This window comes from Kitasatospora sp. NPDC093679 (assembly GCF_040683455.1).
Lineage (GTDB): Bacteria > Actinomycetota > Actinomycetes > Streptomycetales > Streptomycetaceae > Kitasatospora > Kitasatospora arboriphila.
Window position 1 is genome coordinate 269,425 of the sequence record NZ_JBFBDW010000001.1, and the last position, 15,687, is coordinate 285,111.

The window sequence follows — 15,687 nt, forward strand, 5'->3', positions numbered from 1 at the left end:
GACGGACGGGTGACGCCCGGTCACCGAACGGCCCCGACCCGGGAGCGCGGAGGTCCCGGCACGAACGATCGGCGCGTCGACGGGCGACACGCCCGAGTGTCGTGGAGCGGGGCGGGGGGCATGCGGATACGTTCGTACACGTGACCGGCAACGACGCAGTCCTGGCGCTGGTGGTCGCCACCGCGCTCGGCTTCGACTTCACCAACGGATTCCACGACACCGGCAACGCCATGGCGACCTCCATCGTCACCGGAGCCCTCCGGCCGCGTGTGGCGGTGGCCGTCTCCGCCGTCCTCAACCTGGTCGGCGCCTTCCTGTCGACCGCGGTCGCGGCGACCATCGCGAGCGGACTGGTCGACAGCGCCGACGTGACCCTCACCGTGGTCATGGCGGGCCTGGCCGGCAGCATCCTGTGGAACCTGACCACGTGGTACTTCGGGATCCCCTCCAGCTCCTCGCACGCACTGGTCGGCGGGGTGATCGGGGCGACCATGGCGGCGGCCGGAGCCTCGGCCGTCAAATGGCAGGGCCTGGTCGCCAAGGTGATCGTGCCCGCCGCGCTGTCGCCCTTCATCGCCGGGTCGGTCGCCGCGCTCGGCACCTACCTCGTCCTGCGGATCACCCGCCGCACGGCCGAGGGCCCGCGACGGCACGGCTTCAGACTCGGCCAGGTCGGCTCTGCCTGCATGGTCTCGCTCGCCCACGGCACCAACGACGCGCAGAAGACCATGGGCGTCATCACCCTGGCGCTGATCGCCAACGGCTCGCTGCACGCGGGGGCGAGCGCCCCGGGCTGGGTGATCACCTGCTGCGCGGTGGCGATCGCGCTCGGGACCTACATCGGCGGCTGGCGGGTGATCAGGGCGCTCGGCAAGGGGCTGGTGGAGATCGAGGCGCCGCAGGGCATGGCCGCCGAGTCGGCCTCCGCCGCGGTCATCCTCGCCTCCACCGACTTCGGCTACTCGCTCTCCACCACCCACGTGGCCACCGGCTCGATCCTCGGCTCGGGGGTGGGCCGACAGGGCGCGGTCGTGCGCTGGCACATCGCCCACCGCATGGTGGCGGCCTGGCTGATCACCCTTCCGGCCGCGGCCGTGGTCGGCGCCCTCGCCTACTGGGTCGCGAACGGGATCGGCGGCACCGCCGGCGTGGGCGTCGTCTTCGCGGTGCTGGTGCTGGCCTCGGTCGCCTTCTACGTCGCCTCCCGGCGCCCGGCCGTGACCCCGGAGAACGTCAACGCCGCATGGACGGACTAGGACGTGTCGTCAAAGGCGTACGGATGCCGCACAGGTGTCCCCACGCGCGCCCCTGAACCGACCACCCGAGCGCCCTTCGAAGACGGCTCCCAGGACGTGTCTGACCCGCCCCGAGCCGTCCCGCATCCCCCGCAGGCGAGGTGAGCCGCATGGACTCCTGGATCAACCTGAACGCGCTCTGGAAGATCGTCGTGGTGGGGCTGCTCGCCGGAGCCGGGCTCCCCGCACTCTTCGCCGTCGGCGTACGCGTCCTCAACCCCCCGGCGGGGGAGGGCGACCATCCCGGCCGGGCCCCGGCCGCCCGTCCGCTCCACGTCGCGGTCGCCGTTCTGTGCTTCGCCGTCGTCCTCGCGGCGATCGGCTGGGGCGTGTCCGTCATCGTCAACCCCGGCTGATCCGAGCCGGGCCGGCCCGCGGACGGCGCCCGGGCCGGTCGACACGGCCCGGCCGGCACGGCCGACGGCCGGTGGGGGCGACGCGGGGTCGCTCCCACCGGCCGTCGGTGGTGGTGCCGTGCTGCCGTGCCGGTCGGACGTCAGGCCGCGGGGGCCGCCTCCGGCGAGGTGCCCGCGGCCGGGGTCGCGGTGGCGGGCTTCGGGTCGACCAGCCGCTCGGCCAGGTGGCCGAAGACCAGGGCGAAGGACGTCCACAGCGTCAGCTGAACGGCGAGCGCCGCGACGCGGAACTGCCAGAGCAGCGTGGCCGAGAAGTCCTCCGGGACCTCGTTGACCGCGGGCAGGAACGCGTACGCGAGCCCGACCGCGACGGCGAAGCAGGCGACGGCCACCACGGTGGCGTACCAGTTGCCGAGGGCCGGGGCGAGGCGCTTGCCGACGATCACCGCGGCGACGGCCAGCAGCACGCTGAGGGCCGTCATCAGGAAGTACAGCGTGGTGCGCTTGCCGATGGTCTCCGGGTCGCCCACCGACGGCGGGTTGGCCGGGTACTTGAGGAACGGCACCACGTAGACCGCGACGAGCGCCGCGGCCGACAGCAGGGCCGCGGTGGCGCGCGGCGTGAAGCGGCCGACGCGGCCGAGGGCGAAGCAGTAGGCGAGGGCGGCGATGCCGCCGAGCGCCACCCCGAACACCAGGACACCGGTGGCCAGGCCCGCAGTGGACTGCAGGGACCGGCTGACGATCTCCATCTCGTGCTCGTGGGAGTGCGACTCCTCGTACGCGATGGCCGCGTCGATGCGCGGTTCACCGAGGAAGTAGGCGACGACGAGGGCGAGCAGGCCGGACGCGAGCCCGGCCAGCATGCCGCGGACCAGGAGGCCCCTGACGATTGCGGAGTTCACGCGGCCCCCGTCAGTGGCAGGGGAAGCCGAGCAGGTGCCGGCCGTCGTGCACCCACTCGTGCACGTCCTCGCCGGAGATGAGGGACGTCGCGCCCTGCTCGGCGCCGACGAAGTAGACGAGGGCCAGCATGAGGACGGTGAAGAACACCGCCCACGGCAGGATGGTCTTCAGCGAGATGGGGGTGATCGCCGGCGCAGCGGCGGGGGCGATGGGGTGAGCCATGGCCGACCTCCTTTGGGAACACGCGTCCCGTTCGGTGGAGCACGAGCGACGGAGGCGGGTCTGACTTTCGGTCCCGGCAGGCTGCGGGGTCCGATTCACAGTGGCGCGACCGTGCCGGCATCTCACCGGACTTCCACGCACCGTCGATTTCAGTTGTCGCCCGAGAAGGTACCGCCTCCGACGGGCGGGGCCAAGGCTTGTTGCGGGGGCGCGCGAAGCACGGAGCGGACCGGGAGCCGGTTCGTATGCCCGCGGTGCCGGTTCCGCGGGCCCTGCGGCCGGCGCGCGTCGATCGCGTGATGTTGGTCGCACCACGCGGTGGCGCTCCGGACGGCCACTCAACTCGCCCGTCCGGAGCGCGGTCCGCCGCTCGGCCGCCCTCCCCGGGGGTGGACGCTCCGGGGCGGACACGGCGGCGGCGCTGCGGAGGGGGTCCGCGGCGCCGCCGGTGAGCCGGCCGTGACCGGATCAGTAGTAGTGACGGCGGCCGCCGGCGGCGTGGCCGGTGAGGCCGGCGACCCACAGGACGAGGCCGATGAGGGCGAGGATGATGCCGATGGTCCACAGGAACCCGATGCCGGTGGCGAAGCCGATGATGAGCAGAATGACGCCGAGGATGATCACGGTGGCCTCCTTGGATGTGCGGCGGGCCGTGTGGGGGAGGCGGTCCGGGGAGATGCCTGGAGCCGGTCCGCCTCCCGGCCGGGACCGGCACCGTGGTCCGGGCCCTGCCTGCTGACCAGCGCGTATACCGCGGCGTGGCCACCGTAAACGTCGGCCCGGGTCGGCCGTCGCGTCAGGTCGGCCCTCGGTCGGGCCGGCCTGCAGTCCGGACTCGGCCGCGACCGGGTGCGAGAGCATCCCCGCCCCGGAGGCGATCCCGGTGCCCGCGCCGGCGAACACCACCGGCCGTCCGGCGTCCTCCAGCGGCGTGGACGTCTCGCCGTCGAGGTCGCCGGCCGCACCGCGCACCCGCTCGACCGAGAACCGGCGGTGCTCGCCGTCGTCGGCCCGGGACGGGCTGTACCGGCGCGGCTGGAGCTTCCCGACGGCCGTTTCGGGGGACGGGCCGGACGGGCCCGGGCGCTGCCGCCGTGACCGTGCGCATCCGGCCCTCCGCGGACCGTCGCCGCCGGCGCGGCCGTCGGCACCGGAGCCGGGCCGTGGGCGGAATGACCTGTTTGAAGTGATTGAGACGGGTATGCGCCGTTTGACCCACGGCAACGGAGGGACAGGACCATGCCCCGCGAAGCCCGAGACACCGAGCCACCGCGCCGGCGTACCGGCCGCACCGACGGCTCCGCGCGAGCCGCCGACGACGGCGACGCCCGACCCGCCCGGACGGGCGGACGCCGGGTGTCCGCCGCGCAGGCGATGCGCACCGCGGCCTCGCAACTGGCCGAACTCCTCGGAAGGTCGCCGGAGTCCGTCTCCGGACTGCGCCGCACGGAGGAGGGCTGGCAGGCCGAGGTGGAAGTGGTCGAGGTCGAGCGGATCCCGGAGACCAGCAGCGTCCTGGCGAGCTACCGGGTGCAGCTGGACGAGGACGGGGAGCTGGTCGGCTACGAGCGGACCCGCCGCTACACGCGGGCCGAGGTCGACCGGCGCCGGGGGTAGTTCCGGCAGCGACGACGGACCGAACAGGAGCCGCGGTACAGCACGCGGCCGACGAGAGGAGGCGCCGTGACCGTGGTGCCGCAGAGCGGCGGAGGCAGTGTGACCACCGGAGGCGCGAGCACCGGCACGCTGTACGACGTCGTCGAACTGATCCTGGACCGGGGACTGGTCATCGACGTGTTCGTCCGGGTCTCCCTGGTCGGCATCGAGATCCTGAAGATCGACGCCCGGGTGGTCGTCGCCAGCGTGGACACCTACCTGCGCTTCGCCGAGGCCTGCAACCGGCTGGACCTGGAATCGGGCCGCAAGGCCCCCGCCAAACTGCCGGACCTGGTCGGCGAGATCAGCGAGGGCGGATCCCGCGGCAAGAGCAAGGGCGCGATCACCGGTGCCGTCGAAGCGGTCACCGACACCGTCCGCGAGAAGCTCCAGGGCGGGGACGAGGAGCCCGAACCGCGCGAGAGGCGCGAGAGACCGCGCGCCCGGCGGGCCACCCGGTCGAGGGAGGAGTGAGCCATGTCCGTCTACGTGTACGCGATCACCGCCGACAGTCACCCCGCGCGGCTGCGCAAGCTGACCGGCGTCGGCTCCCCGCCCGAAGAACTGCGCGCCCTCACCGGGTCCGGCCTGAAGGCCGTGGTCAGCCACGCACCCGAAGGACTCCGGGCACGCCGGCGCGACCTCGTGGCCCACCAGGAGGTGCTCGAACGCCTGATGTCCGAAGGCCCCGTCCTGCCCCTGCGGTTCGGCGCCGTCGCGGCCGACGACCAGGAGGTCATCGGCGTCCTCGACCAGCAGGTCGACGCCTACCGGGAACGCCTGTCCGCCCTGGACGGCTGCGCCGAGTACCTCGTCAAGGCCTCCTTCGACGAGGACGCCCTGCTCCGGCGGATCCTCCGGGACTCCGCCGAGGCCCGGCGGCTGAACGAGGAGACCCGGCGGAGCCCCGACCCCGCACCGAAGATCAGGCTGGGCGAGCTGGTGGCCGACGGGATCCAGCAGCGCAACCGCGCCGCCGCCGCCGAACTCCTCGACGAACTGAGCCCGCTGGCGCGCGAGACGCGGGAGAACGAACCCGCCGGGAACGACTTCGTCAGCGGCTCCTTCCTGGTCGAGGCGGACCGGCAGGACGGGTTCCGGGCCGCGGCCGCGGAGCTGGCCGGGCGCTGGGGCGAGGACTGCACCCTGCGGGTGCACGGGCCGCTCCCGCCCTACAGCTTCGTCCAGTAGGGGGCGGGCCATGGGTCTGCTGACCGGTCTGCTCACCCTGCCGCTCGCACCCGTGCGCGGCGTGGTGTGGGTCGCCGAGCGGGTCGCGGAGGCCGCCGAGCAGACCTTCTACGACCCGGCGCCCGTCGAGGAGGAGCTCAAGGCGCTCGAACGGGACCTGCTCGCCGGGCGCATCGACGAGGCCGCCTTCGAGGAGCGCGAGGAGGAACTGCTGGACCGGCTCGACGAGATCCGGCTCTTCTGGGCCTCCCGCGGCGGGTGAGACCCGCCCGCGGAGGCCGGCGGGCCGGGCGCCCGCACCCTGCACGGTGCGGGCGCCCGGCCGTGGAGCGGTGCGGGGCGGCGGTGCGTCAGGCGGTGACCAGGGTCAGGCCGTAGCGGGAGAGGATCTCGTTGACCGGCTGGAACCAGGTCTGGCCGCCGGAGGAGCAGTTGCCCCAGCCGCCCGAGGTGACGCCCTGGGCCTGGTCGCCGGTGACGAACGAGCCGCCGGAGTCGCCGGGTTCGGCGCACACGCTGGTGCGGGTCAGCTGGTAGACCGCGCCCTGGCTGTAGTTGACCGTCTCGTTGAGGCCGAGGACGGTGCCGCAGTGCCAGTGCGTCGTGGAGCCGGACCGGCACACCGACGAGCCGACCGGCGCCTGCCAGGAGCCGCGGACGAGCACGTCGCTGACCGTGCCCCAGCCGAGCACGACCGGAACCGTCCACCAGCCGTTGCCGATGCGGATGTAGGAGTAGTCGTTGCCGGGGAAGGACGAGTCGACGAACGAGCCCATCGCCGAGCCGTCCCAGCCGACGACGCTGCTGCCGGCCCGGCCGCAGTGGCCGGCGCTGACGAACCCGCCCTGGACGGCGAAGCCGATGGAGCACCGGGTGTTGCCGTTGATGTAGTACGGGTCGCCGCCGACCACACCTGCCGAGAGGGTGCGCGGGGCCTGCTGCGCGGTCTCCTCCACCGCGACCGGCCCGGCGGCCGCGGCGGCGTCCAGGAACGCCTTCACCCGGCCGTCCGTCCTGCTGCCGGCCGCCACGGTGACGACCACCGCGTTGCGGCGGGGGTCGACCCGCCAGCCGGTGACCGCGGCCGGGGCGGGACGGTTCCTGCTCACGGTGTCCACGGCGGCCTTCGCCCCGTCGAGGGCGGCCTCGGTGCGGGCCACCGGGGCGGTCGCCGCACCGGTGGCCCGGACGGCCGCGGCGTGCGCGGAGTCGGTGAGCCCGACGACCAGGCGGCCCCGGACCGGGTCGAACCAGGCGCCGCCGTAGGCGGAGCCCGCGAGGTCGCGCACCCGGGGCAGCAGCCGGGCCGCGGTCGCCTCCTGGTCGAGACGGGTGCGGGCCTGATCCGGAGTCAGCCCCAGGTCGCGTCGGAGGGCGTCGACCAGCCCCGGGTCGGCGGCGGGGGCGGGCCGCGCGGCGGCCGCCGCCGGTGCGGTGTCCGGGGCGGCCGCCGCGGGGGAGAGGCCGAAGCCCAGGGAGGTGAGGGCGAGCAGGGCGGGAAGGACCGCCCGGATGCCGTTGACGTGCCTCATTGCGTGGGTTCTCCTCGGTTCGGGGGCAGGCGTGGGGCCTGCATGGGGAGAGCGCTTTCAGAGGTACTGGTCCAGACCGGTGTGATGAGCTTTACAGCGCTGTATGTTCACGTCAAGAAGTTCAACAAGGCATCCTGGATGCGGAGTTGCCGATGACCCTGGGGTCGGCCCCGCCCCGTGACGGGTAGCCTTCGGCGGCGTGGTCCCCGGCCGGGGCGCGGCCGGGAGTCGTGCGAGGTCGGTGCCGCCGTCGACCGTCCGGGTGTTGTCCCTGGTCGCGCCAGGGGGGCCCGGTTCGGAGCAGGCGTGATCGCGCTCTCAGTGGCATGCGACAGTCGCCGTACCGGCCCCGGGTCGCCAGGCAATGCGTGCGACTCGCACGCTAATCTGGAGGCATGGAGAACGAAGTGGGCCAGGAGATCGCGGAATCCCTGGGCGTCCTGCTGCGCCGCACCACGCGCACGCAGTTGCACCGCCGGCTGACCGAAGGCATGGGCGAGGCCCTGGACGAAACGACCTACCCGGTGCTCAGCGCCCTCGCCCGCACGGGGCCGCGCAGCGCCGCCGACCTGGCACCCGAGGTCGGCATCGACCGGTCCGGCGTCACCCGCCGCGCGTCCCGTCTGGAGGAGGCCGGCCTCGTCCGCCGGGAACCCGACCCCGGCGACCGGCGCGCACAGCTGCTCGTGCTGACCGGGCAGGGCCGGCAGGCCGTCGCGGAACTACGCACCCGGCTCGCGGACCGCATCGCGGACGCCCTGGCCGACTGGCCCCCGGGCGAGGCCGAGGCCTTCGCCCGCCACCTGCACCGCTTCACCACCGACGGCCCGTTCGGCTGACCGAGGCGCGTTCGCAGCCGGCCCCGCCGACCCCGCCCACCTCGGAGGCGGGGGTCAGAAGCGGACGCCGGTGTGCCCGAGGATCCACCCCAGGGCCTGCGCCGCGCCGTGCGCGAAGTCCCGTTCCTCGTCGCTGCGCGCCGCGTCGTGCGCGGCGGCGAGGGCGGCGCGCTCCTCGGTGCCGAGCCGCTCCCGGTCCGCCGCGGGACCGCTGTCCCGCGGGCCGCGGGCGCCGTCGGAGGGCCGCGGCGCGGAGCCGTCGAGGGCCCAGCGGTAGGCCGCCGCCGCACCCCGTCCGCCCGGCCCGATCTCCTCGATGCGCGAACACGTCCCGAGCCATTCGAGGGCCTCGCGGACGTCGTCGGCCGAGCGGACCCCGACCGTGTGAAGCGCTTCCGTGTCCAGGGTCTCCGAGTCACCGTTCACCGGGCCACCGTATGCGCCGCCCGGGGCGGGTGCCCTGCCGGACTGCTGCGCCCGGGCCCGGGCCGGTCGGTCGGGCGCTCCCGGGCGGTGCGGCCCGGGGGCGTCCGACCGGCATTCGACCGGCAGAGGACCTCAGGAGAGCGTGCCGCCGTAGTCGGGCAGCTTGAAGGTCCGCTCGGCGTGGCCGCCCACCAGGTCCGTGGTGTTGTTGCCGATGTTGGCGACGATCGTGTACCCGTTGCGCTCGATCTCCTGGCGCTTCGCGGTCTTGAACGCCCCGGTCTCCTGGAAGAGGTCCCACAGCGACCGGCCGTACAGCCCGTCCACCGGGTAGCCCACCTTCGTCAGGTTGTACCGGGTGAACGCGTCGATGAAGTCTGGCCGGGCGGTGACGAAGAAGACCTTCACCCCGCGGTCGTGCGCCGCCCGCACCACCTCCAGCACCGCGGCGATCGCCGGGGTCGGGTAGGAGGGCGTGTAGTCGGTCTCCAGCGAGGTGTTGTCGATGTCGAGGACGATCGCGGGCCGGTAGGTCGTCGGCGCCTGCGGAACTCTCGCCTGCAGGTACGCACCCGCCGAGTCCGCGACCGCCTGAACGTCCTTCAGCCACGTCTCGTACGGCACGCTCGGCCGGCCCAGGCTCTGCGCCGGGGCGGCCGCGGGCGCCGCGGCCGGCGACCCCGTGGCGGCGGAGGCCGGCTGCGCCACCCCGACGAGCAGTACGCCCCCGGCCGCCGCCGCGACCGCGAGATGCCGCACACCGATACGTCCTGCCATGCTCATGCTCCTTTGAGTGAGGGTGGAAGCAGGATGGCCCATCGGGGTTACTTGTCGGTAGACATTGGGCGAAGATCATTGCGGCCGGGGCCGGATCCGAACCCTCCTGCCCGATGGGGGAGTCGGGGTGTCCGGCCCGGCCCGACCGGTCGGCGGGGGGCCCGGGGCCGTGATCGCGCACGGACTCGCAGGCCGGCGGGGGCGAGTGCCGGTAGCGCTCAATAACTGGCCTGAGGCGCCCTGCCCGGTGGCCCGGCCGCCAGGGGTGACCCTCCGCTCCGGACCCTCCGTCCCGGGTGGCTGCCGTTCTCCGGGCCGTCGGGCGGCTGGGGGCTCGAGGCAACCGGACGGCCTCGATCTCGGGGTCGTCGTACGACGTCGGCGTCGCCGGGGCGGCTCGCGCGCGTACCTGTCGGTCCTCGAAGTCGGCGAACCGGAGCGCCGGCGGGCCGTGGTGGGTGGTGAAGGGGGGCCGAAGCCTTGACGGGCACTCATCAGAGCTCTACGGTCAGCGATCAGAAAGTTTCCAGCAAGTTTCATCAATCTTGCGCAAGGATGTCCGGCCCCCACCGGCGTCCGGCCCGCAGGGCGTTCCACCGGCCTCCGGCCGTCCCACCCGCCCGGCTCCGCCCCCACAGGAGACTCCGTGGACAACGTCGTGCTCGGACACGATCCCCGTCGCCCCCGGCCCCGCCGCGCCCGGCGCGCCGCCACCGCCGCGGCGCTGGCCGTCCTCACCGCCGGCACCGGCCTGGTCGGCTGCCCGACCGCGGCGCAGGCGAGCACCCCCGGCACCAAGACCGTCACCGCCACGCTCTTCGAGTGGTCGTACGCCTCGGTCGCCAAGGAGTGCACCAACTTCCTCGGCCCCAAGGGGTACGGCTACGTGGAGGTGTCGCCGCCGCAGGAGCACGTCCAGGGCGGCCAGTGGTGGACCTCCTACCAGCCCGTCAGCTACAAGATCGCCGGCAGGCTGGGCGACGCCAACGCGTTCACCGCCATGGTCAACACCTGCCACGCGGCGGGCGTGAAGGTCGTCGTGGACGCGGTCGTCAACCACATGAGCGCGGGCAGCGGCACGGGCACCGGCGGCACGGTGTACTCCAAGTACACCTACCCCGGCTACTACCAGGACTGGGACTTCCACTCCTGCCGCAGCAACATCAGCAACTACGCGGACCGCGCCAACGTGCAGAACTGCGAGCTGTCCGGCCTCTCCGACCTCGACACCGGCAGCGACTACGTGCGTTCCACCATCGCCGGCTACCTCAACGGCCTGATCGCCAAGGGCGCGGACGGCTTCCGCATCGACGCCGCCAAGCACATCGCGGCCGCCGACCTCTCCGCCATCAAGGCCAAGCTGACCAACCCGGGCATCTACTGGGCCCAGGAGGTCATCTACGCCGCCGGCGAGGCCGTCCAGCCCGGCGAGTACACCGGCACCGGCGACGTCGACGCCTTCATGGGCGCCTACGACCTCAAGCGGATCTTCACCAACGAGAAGCTCGCCTACCTCAGCAACTGGAACGACTCCTGGGGCGCCGGCTACCTGCCCAGCGGCAACTCCCGCACCTTCACCGACAACTGGGACACCGAGCGGAACGGCTCGACCCTCAACTACAAGTACGGCAACACCTACACCCTCGCCAACGTCTACCTGCTGGCCTGGCCGTACGGATCGCCGAACGTCTACTCCGGGTACGAGTTCAGCGACATCGACGCCGGCCCGCCGAACGGCGGCACCGTCACCGCGTGCTACCAGAACGGCTGGAAGTGCCAGCACGAGTGGCGCCAGATCGCCAACATGGTGGGCTTCCGCAACGCCGTGAACGGCACCGCGGTGACCAACTGGTGGTCCAACGGCGGCAACGCGATCGCCTTCGGCCGCGGCAGCAAGGGCTACGTGGCGATCAACCACGAGACCGGCCCGATCACCCGGACCTTCCAGACCTCGCTCCCGGCCGGCAGCTACTGCGACGTCCAGCACGCCGACCCGAGCAGCGGCGGAGGCTGCAACGGCACCCGCTACACCGTCGCGGCCAACGGCACCTTCACGGCCACGGTCGGCGCGGGCGACGCCGTCGCCCTGTACGTCGGCGCCGGCAACTGACACCGGGGCCGGCGCGACCGGCACGGGCTCCGCGACCCGGCGGCGGAGCCCGTGCCGCCGTCTCCCGGGACTACGGGCGGAAGTCCTCCGGGAGCCGGCCCCGCACCGGCCCGGCCGGCCCGGCCGGCCCGGCCGGTGCGGCGGCCGGTCCGTCCTCGGGTGCACTCCAGGCGGCCCGCCGGGCCGTCTCCGCCAGCTCGTCCGGGTCCGCGGCCGCGTCGCGCGGGTCGTCGGGCCACCGGTCGACGACCGCGCCGGCCCACTCGGCCCAGTCGGCGACCAGCCGGTAGTAGTCCGTGAGGAAGCGTCCGACCAGCAGCGTCTGCGCGGCCCGCGCGGGGAAGGGACCGTCGCCGGCGGCGTAGGCGCGGGCGGCGGCGAGGTTCTCCCGGTTCCGCTCGACGGCCCACTCCCGGGCCGCGCGCAGGGTGGCCGCGGTGTCGGCGGTGCTTCCCGACTCGGCGAAGAAGACCTTCAGGAGCTGTTCCGCCTCCAGGACGGGGCCGGCGCCGGGCTCGCCGAGCCACCCGGCCAGCGCGTCGCGGCCCTCGGGCGTGATGGCGTAGACGGTGCGCGGCCGCCGGCCCACGGAACCCCGCTCGGCCCTGGCCAGGCCGTGGCGGACCAGCTTCTTCGGCTCCTCGTAGATCTTGCTCGCCGCCCTGGGCCAGATCCGGCCCAGACCGCGGTCCATCTGGCGCGCGAGCTCGTACGTGCTCCACGGGCGCACCGACAGCAGGCCGAGGACGGCGTAGGAGGTCGTGGTGAGCGCGGGTTCCCTTGACATCGCGACCCCTCGGGGTTAGACCGAAATAGTCCCATTGGGAGTATAGGGCGGTGGTCGAGATGACCGGGACGCTGCAGGTCGACCCGTCGAACGCCGAGCAGGCCCGGGCCTGGGACGGCGACGAAGGCACCTACTGGGCCGAGCACGCCGACCGCTTCGACCGCTCGCTGCGCGGCTACCGGGCACCCCTGCTGGAGGCCGCGGCGGTCCGCCCGGCCGACCGGGTGCTCGACGTCGGGTGCGGCGCCGGCGAGATCACCTGTGAAGTCGCGCGCCGGGCGGCGACGGGCCGGGTGCTCGGCGTGGACCTGTCCGCGGCCCTGCTGCGGGTGGCGCGCGGCCGCGCGGCGGAGCAGGGCCTCGGCCGTGTCGGGTTCGAGCAGGCGGACGCCCAGATCCACCCGTTCCCGGCCGGGGGGTTCGACCTCGCCGTCAGCCGCACCGGCACGATGTTCTTCGCCGACCACGCGGCCGCGTTCCGCAACATCGCCCGCGCGGTGCGGCCGGGCGGCCGGTTCGTGCAACTGGTCTGGCAGCCGCGGTCGCTGAACGCGTGGTTCCTCGCCCTGACGACGGCGATGGCGGCGGGCCGGGACCTGCCGGCGCCGCCTCCCGGCGCCCCCGGGCCGTTCTCGCTGTCCGACCCCGACCGGGTGCGCGGCCTGCTCGCCGGCGCCGGGTTCACCGAGCCGCACGTCGAGCCGCTCACCGCACCGATGCGCTTCGGGGCCGACGCCGAGGACGCCCACCGGTTCGTCAGCGGGCTGCTCGGCTGGATGCTGGCGGACCTCGACGGGGCGCGCCGCGCACGTGCCCTGGACGACCTGCGGACGACCCTGCGCGCCCACGAGACGGCCGACGGCGTGCTGTACCCCTCGGCCACCTGGCTGATCACCGCGGCCCGCGTCTGAGGCCGGGTGGCCGTCCGGGGCCGGTCGGGCGCCGGGTCGGGGGGTGACGTTCGCGAACCGTAAGGCCCTGCACGGCCGCCCGGCCGGGTTCCCGCTCCTACAGTGGCGGCACGTCGACCGGGAAGGACGAATCGCGTGACGGACATTCAGGAACGGCCCACGGCCGAGATCGGTGTGATCGGCGGCTCCGGACTCTACGAGCTGCTGGCGGACGTGACCGAGGTGCGGGTGACCACGCCCTACGGCGAGCCGAGCGACGCGCTGTCGGTGGGGGAGGTGGCGGGCCGGCGGGTCGCCTTCCTGCCGCGGCACGGTCGGGGGCACCGGCTGCCGCCGCACCGGATCGACTACCGGGCGAACCTGTGGGCCCTGCACTCGCTCGGTGTGCGGCAGGTGCTCGGGCCGTGCGCGGTCGGCGGTCTGCGGCCCGAACTGGGCCCCGGGACGCTGGTGGTGCCGGACCAGTTCGTGGACCGCACCTCCGGCCGGGTGCAGACGTACTACGACGGGCAGCCGCTGCCGGACGGCTCGGTGCCGGAGGTGGTGCACGTGTCGGCGGCGGACCCGTACTGCCCGCACGGGCGCGGCTCCGCCCTGGCGGCCGCGGCCGGTGCGGCCTGGGAGGCGGTGGACGGCGGGACGATGGTGGTGATCGAGGGCCCGCGCTTCTCCACCCGGGCCGAGTCCCGCTGGTTCTCCGCCAACGGCTGGTCGGTGGTGGGCATGACCGGCCACCCGGAGGCGGTCCTCGCCCGTGAACTCGGGCTCTGCTACACCTCGATCGCGCTGGTGACCGACCTGGACGCGGGTGTGGAGAGCGGTGCGGGCGTCACCCACACCGAGGTGCTCGCGGAGTTCGCACGGAACGTGGAGCGGCTGCGCACGGTGCTCTTCAAGGCGGTGGAACTGCTGCCGGTCGAGCGCGAGTGCCCCTGCGCCCACGCGCTCGACGGCCTCACGACCGGTCTTCCGGGGGTGCCGGGCGCTCCTCCCGGGCTGCCGGGCGCCTGACCGGGCCGGTCCCGTGCCGCCACCGCCGCACCAGCCTGACGGCCAGGGCGACGAGGGCGGTGGCGGCCAGCACCAGCAGCCAGTTGCGCAGGTAGGGCAGCGGCAGCAGCGAGGGGTTGCCGTGGTCGTCCCCGGCGCGCAGCACGGCGGGCAGGCCGACCGCCGTGACCGCGGCCGTGACGGTCAGCCAGCCGCGCAGCACCGGACCGCGGGCCAGGTACGCGCCGGCGAGGCAGAGCAGCGGCACCCACAGGCCGTCGTGCAGCAGCAGAGCGCCGAACGCCCACACCAGGACGTCCGCCGGCGCCGTGATGTAGGCGTCGTTCAGCAGCCCGTACGTGCCGAAGCCGATCATCGCCAGGCCTGCGGTGAGAAGGGCGGCGCGGAGCGGGGAGGCCATCAGAGCACCTCGATCCGGGTGACCCACTTGGTCTGCAGCACGCCCGGCCGGTTCGGTGCGACGATCCGTGCGGGGAAGCCGTGGTCCGGGTTCAGGGTGGTGCCGTTGACGCGCAGCGCCAGCAACGTGAGCGGGTCGTCGGCGTACTGCGGCGGCATCTCCATGACCCGGTAGGGGCCGTCGGCCTCCAGCGAGGTGACGCGGACGGCGGAGCCGGCGGGCGCGCCGGCCCGGGCGAGCAGCTCGGTGATCCGGACGCCGCCCCAGTGTGCGCTCGCGCTCCAGCCCTCCACGCAGGAGATCGGCAGCACGGCCTCGTGCTGGGGGAGCCGGCCGAGTTCGGCGAGGGTGAGCCGGTAGGGGCGTGGGCCGACGACCTCCAACCGCCAGTCGGCGGGTACGGCGAGGGTGCCGGCCTGGGCCGCGGTGCGGTTGACCGGCAGGCCCTGGCTGCCGATGTCGGGGCGGCGCGGCGCCAGCAGGTCGAGGTGCCGCAGCCAGGGCACGCTCTGGCCGGCCGTGGTGAGGGTGACCAGCCCGGTGGCGGCGGTCACCGAGGTCAGGAAGGCGCGCCGACCGGGCAGCGGCACCGGGGGCCGGCGCCAGTGCCGGGCGATCAGCGGGGCCTTGACGGCGAGGTGGACCAGCAGGCCTCCGGTCGCCAGCCAGCCGAGCCAGAAGTGGGTCTGCCGGAAGGGGAACGGCCACGGGTACCACTGCAGCGTGTTGAGGAGCCCGGTGAACAGTTCCAGCAGCACGGCGGCGACCAGCACGGCGATGCCCAGCCGTTCCAGCGCGTGGAGGACGCTGCGCGCCGGCGGCCACTCGAAGAGCCGCGGGTAGACGGCCCAGAGCTTCGCCCCTGCGAGGGGGATCGCGGCGATGCCGCTGATCACGTGCAGGCCCTGGGTGACGCGGTAGCCGTTCGCCGGGCGGGCCGGCAGCGCGCCGGACAGCCAGGCCGGCGGGTCCTGGAGCAGGTGGCTGGCGAGCCCGGTCAGGAAGCAGACCAGCAGTGCGGCGCCGAGCCAGCGGCCGAGGACGACCGTCGTCCGCGGCTCGTGCAGGGGGGAGCGGAACGCACCGGGTCGGAAGGGGCCGCGGCGCAGGGACGCGGGCGGCGGCGGCAGGGCGGGGTCGAATCGGCGGGGGACGCCGGAGGGCTTGGATTCCACCCCTTCATCGAAGCGCTCCGGGGCGCCCGGAAGGAGGTGCGACGTGCTTACGGAATCCGAACGGCGGCTGCGCCGCGGCCGGCGCGCGGGTGC

Annotated in this window: 19 protein-coding genes and 1 riboswitch; of the genes, 10 read left to right on the forward strand and 9 right to left on the reverse strand. The window is 74.2% G+C overall.

Going from position 1 to position 15,687, the window contains the following annotated elements:
• The first annotated feature begins 140 nt into the window (after positions 1–140).
• Both AB0O09_RS01205 and AB0O09_RS01210 read left to right on the forward strand, forming a co-directional pair.
• Positions 141–1,256: an inorganic phosphate transporter gene (locus AB0O09_RS01205; protein WP_363538937.1), complete on the forward strand. Its 1,116-nt coding sequence runs from the start codon at positions 141–143 to the stop codon at positions 1,254–1,256.
• A gap of 149 nt (positions 1,257–1,405) precedes the next feature.
• Complete coding sequence (locus tag AB0O09_RS01210) at positions 1,406–1,651, forward strand: hypothetical protein (protein ID WP_363538939.1); 246 nt, start codon at positions 1,406–1,408, stop codon at positions 1,649–1,651.
• 140 nt (positions 1,652–1,791) lie between these two features.
• Here AB0O09_RS01210 and AB0O09_RS01215 read toward each other — a convergent pair whose 3' ends face one another.
• The 3 genes from AB0O09_RS01215 to AB0O09_RS01225 all read right to left on the reverse strand — a co-directional run bounded on the left by AB0O09_RS01215 (position 1,792) and on the right by AB0O09_RS01225 (position 3,403).
• Positions 1,792–2,556, reverse strand: coding sequence for a CbtA family protein (locus AB0O09_RS01215; protein WP_363538941.1), 765 nt, complete (start codon positions 2,554–2,556; stop codon positions 1,792–1,794).
• A gap of 10 nt (positions 2,557–2,566) precedes the next feature.
• Positions 2,567–2,779, reverse strand: a complete 213-nt coding sequence (locus AB0O09_RS01220) for a CbtB domain-containing protein (RefSeq protein ID WP_363538943.1) — start codon at positions 2,777–2,779, stop codon at positions 2,567–2,569.
• 35 nt (positions 2,780–2,814) lie between these two features.
• Positions 2,815–2,973: riboswitch (cobalamin riboswitch) on the reverse strand.
• A 274-nt stretch (positions 2,974–3,247) separates the two neighbouring features.
• Positions 3,248–3,403: a DUF6131 family protein gene (locus tag AB0O09_RS01225; RefSeq protein ID WP_363538945.1), complete on the reverse strand. Its 156-nt coding sequence runs from the start codon at positions 3,401–3,403 to the stop codon at positions 3,248–3,250.
• A gap of 615 nt (positions 3,404–4,018) precedes the next feature.
• Between AB0O09_RS01225 and AB0O09_RS01230 the strand changes: the two genes are divergently transcribed.
• The 4 genes from AB0O09_RS01230 (at position 4,019) to AB0O09_RS01245 (ending at position 5,888) form a co-directional block, all read left to right on the forward strand.
• The gene (locus tag AB0O09_RS01230; protein ID WP_363538947.1) at positions 4,019–4,396 is read left to right on the forward strand and encodes a gas vesicle protein; all 378 of its coding nucleotides are present in this window, start codon (positions 4,019–4,021) and stop codon (positions 4,394–4,396) included.
• Positions 4,397–4,462: 66 nt separating this feature from the next.
• Positions 4,463–4,909 carry a gas vesicle protein GvpJ gene (gene gvpJ / locus AB0O09_RS01235; RefSeq protein ID WP_363538949.1) on the forward strand — a complete coding sequence of 149 codons (447 nt, stop codon included), beginning with the start codon at positions 4,463–4,465 and terminating at the stop codon, positions 4,907–4,909.
• 3 nt (positions 4,910–4,912) lie between these two features.
• Positions 4,913–5,626, forward strand: coding sequence for a GvpL/GvpF family gas vesicle protein (locus tag AB0O09_RS01240; RefSeq protein WP_363538951.1), 714 nt, complete (start codon positions 4,913–4,915; stop codon positions 5,624–5,626).
• Between the two features lie 10 nt (positions 5,627–5,636).
• Positions 5,637–5,888, forward strand: coding sequence for a gas vesicle protein GvpG (locus AB0O09_RS01245; RefSeq protein WP_363538953.1), 252 nt, complete (start codon positions 5,637–5,639; stop codon positions 5,886–5,888).
• An 88-nt stretch (positions 5,889–5,976) separates the two neighbouring features.
• On the opposite strand, the gene AB0O09_RS01250 is transcribed toward AB0O09_RS01245, so the two are convergent.
• Complete coding sequence (locus tag AB0O09_RS01250; RefSeq protein WP_363538955.1) at positions 5,977–7,158, reverse strand: S1 family peptidase; 1,182 nt, start codon at positions 7,156–7,158, stop codon at positions 5,977–5,979.
• Between the two features lie 395 nt (positions 7,159–7,553).
• Here AB0O09_RS01250 and AB0O09_RS01255 point away from each other — a divergent pair, with 395 nt between their 5' ends.
• A complete protein-coding gene (locus AB0O09_RS01255; protein WP_363538957.1) occupies positions 7,554–7,997 on the forward strand; it encodes a MarR family transcriptional regulator in 444 nt (147 codons plus the stop codon).
• 54 nt (positions 7,998–8,051) lie between these two features.
• Here AB0O09_RS01255 and AB0O09_RS01260 read toward each other — a convergent pair whose 3' ends face one another.
• Both AB0O09_RS01260 and AB0O09_RS01265 read right to left on the reverse strand, forming a co-directional pair.
• Positions 8,052–8,423 carry a hypothetical protein gene (locus tag AB0O09_RS01260; RefSeq protein ID WP_363538959.1) on the reverse strand — a complete coding sequence of 124 codons (372 nt, stop codon included), beginning with the start codon at positions 8,421–8,423 and terminating at the stop codon, positions 8,052–8,054.
• Positions 8,424–8,555: 132 nt separating this feature from the next.
• On the reverse strand, positions 8,556–9,200 hold the full coding sequence (locus AB0O09_RS01265) for an HAD family acid phosphatase (RefSeq protein ID WP_363538961.1): 645 nt from the start codon (positions 9,198–9,200) through the stop codon (positions 8,556–8,558).
• A gap of 724 nt (positions 9,201–9,924) precedes the next feature.
• Between AB0O09_RS01265 and AB0O09_RS01270 the strand changes: the two genes are divergently transcribed.
• On the forward strand, positions 9,925–11,310 hold the full coding sequence (locus AB0O09_RS01270) for an alpha-amylase family protein (protein WP_363539251.1): 1,386 nt from the start codon (positions 9,925–9,927) through the stop codon (positions 11,308–11,310).
• Between the two features lie 70 nt (positions 11,311–11,380).
• On the opposite strand, the gene AB0O09_RS01275 is transcribed toward AB0O09_RS01270, so the two are convergent.
• Positions 11,381–12,097 carry a PadR family transcriptional regulator gene (locus AB0O09_RS01275; RefSeq protein WP_363538963.1) on the reverse strand — a complete coding sequence of 239 codons (717 nt, stop codon included), beginning with the start codon at positions 12,095–12,097 and terminating at the stop codon, positions 11,381–11,383.
• Positions 12,098–12,156: 59 nt separating this feature from the next.
• Between AB0O09_RS01275 and AB0O09_RS01280 the strand changes: the two genes are divergently transcribed.
• On the forward strand, positions 12,157–13,008 hold the full coding sequence (locus tag AB0O09_RS01280; protein WP_363539253.1) for a methyltransferase domain-containing protein: 852 nt from the start codon (positions 12,157–12,159) through the stop codon (positions 13,006–13,008).
• 135 nt (positions 13,009–13,143) lie between these two features.
• Positions 13,144–14,019, forward strand: coding sequence for an S-methyl-5'-thioadenosine phosphorylase (locus AB0O09_RS01285; protein WP_363538965.1), 876 nt, complete (start codon positions 13,144–13,146; stop codon positions 14,017–14,019).
• Here AB0O09_RS01285 and AB0O09_RS01290 read toward each other — a convergent pair.
• Both AB0O09_RS01290 and AB0O09_RS01295 read right to left on the reverse strand, forming a co-directional pair.
• Complete coding sequence (locus AB0O09_RS01290) at positions 13,964–14,419, reverse strand: hypothetical protein (RefSeq protein ID WP_363538967.1); 456 nt, start codon at positions 14,417–14,419, stop codon at positions 13,964–13,966. The genes AB0O09_RS01285 and AB0O09_RS01290 overlap by 56 nt on opposite strands.
• Positions 14,419–15,528 (reverse strand): molybdopterin-dependent oxidoreductase, encoded by a 1,110-nt coding sequence (locus tag AB0O09_RS01295; protein ID WP_363539255.1) that lies wholly within the window; start codon positions 15,526–15,528, stop codon positions 14,419–14,421. Before AB0O09_RS01295 ends, AB0O09_RS01290 begins: the two co-directional genes overlap by 1 nt.
• Between the last annotated feature and the right edge of the window lie 159 nt (positions 15,529–15,687).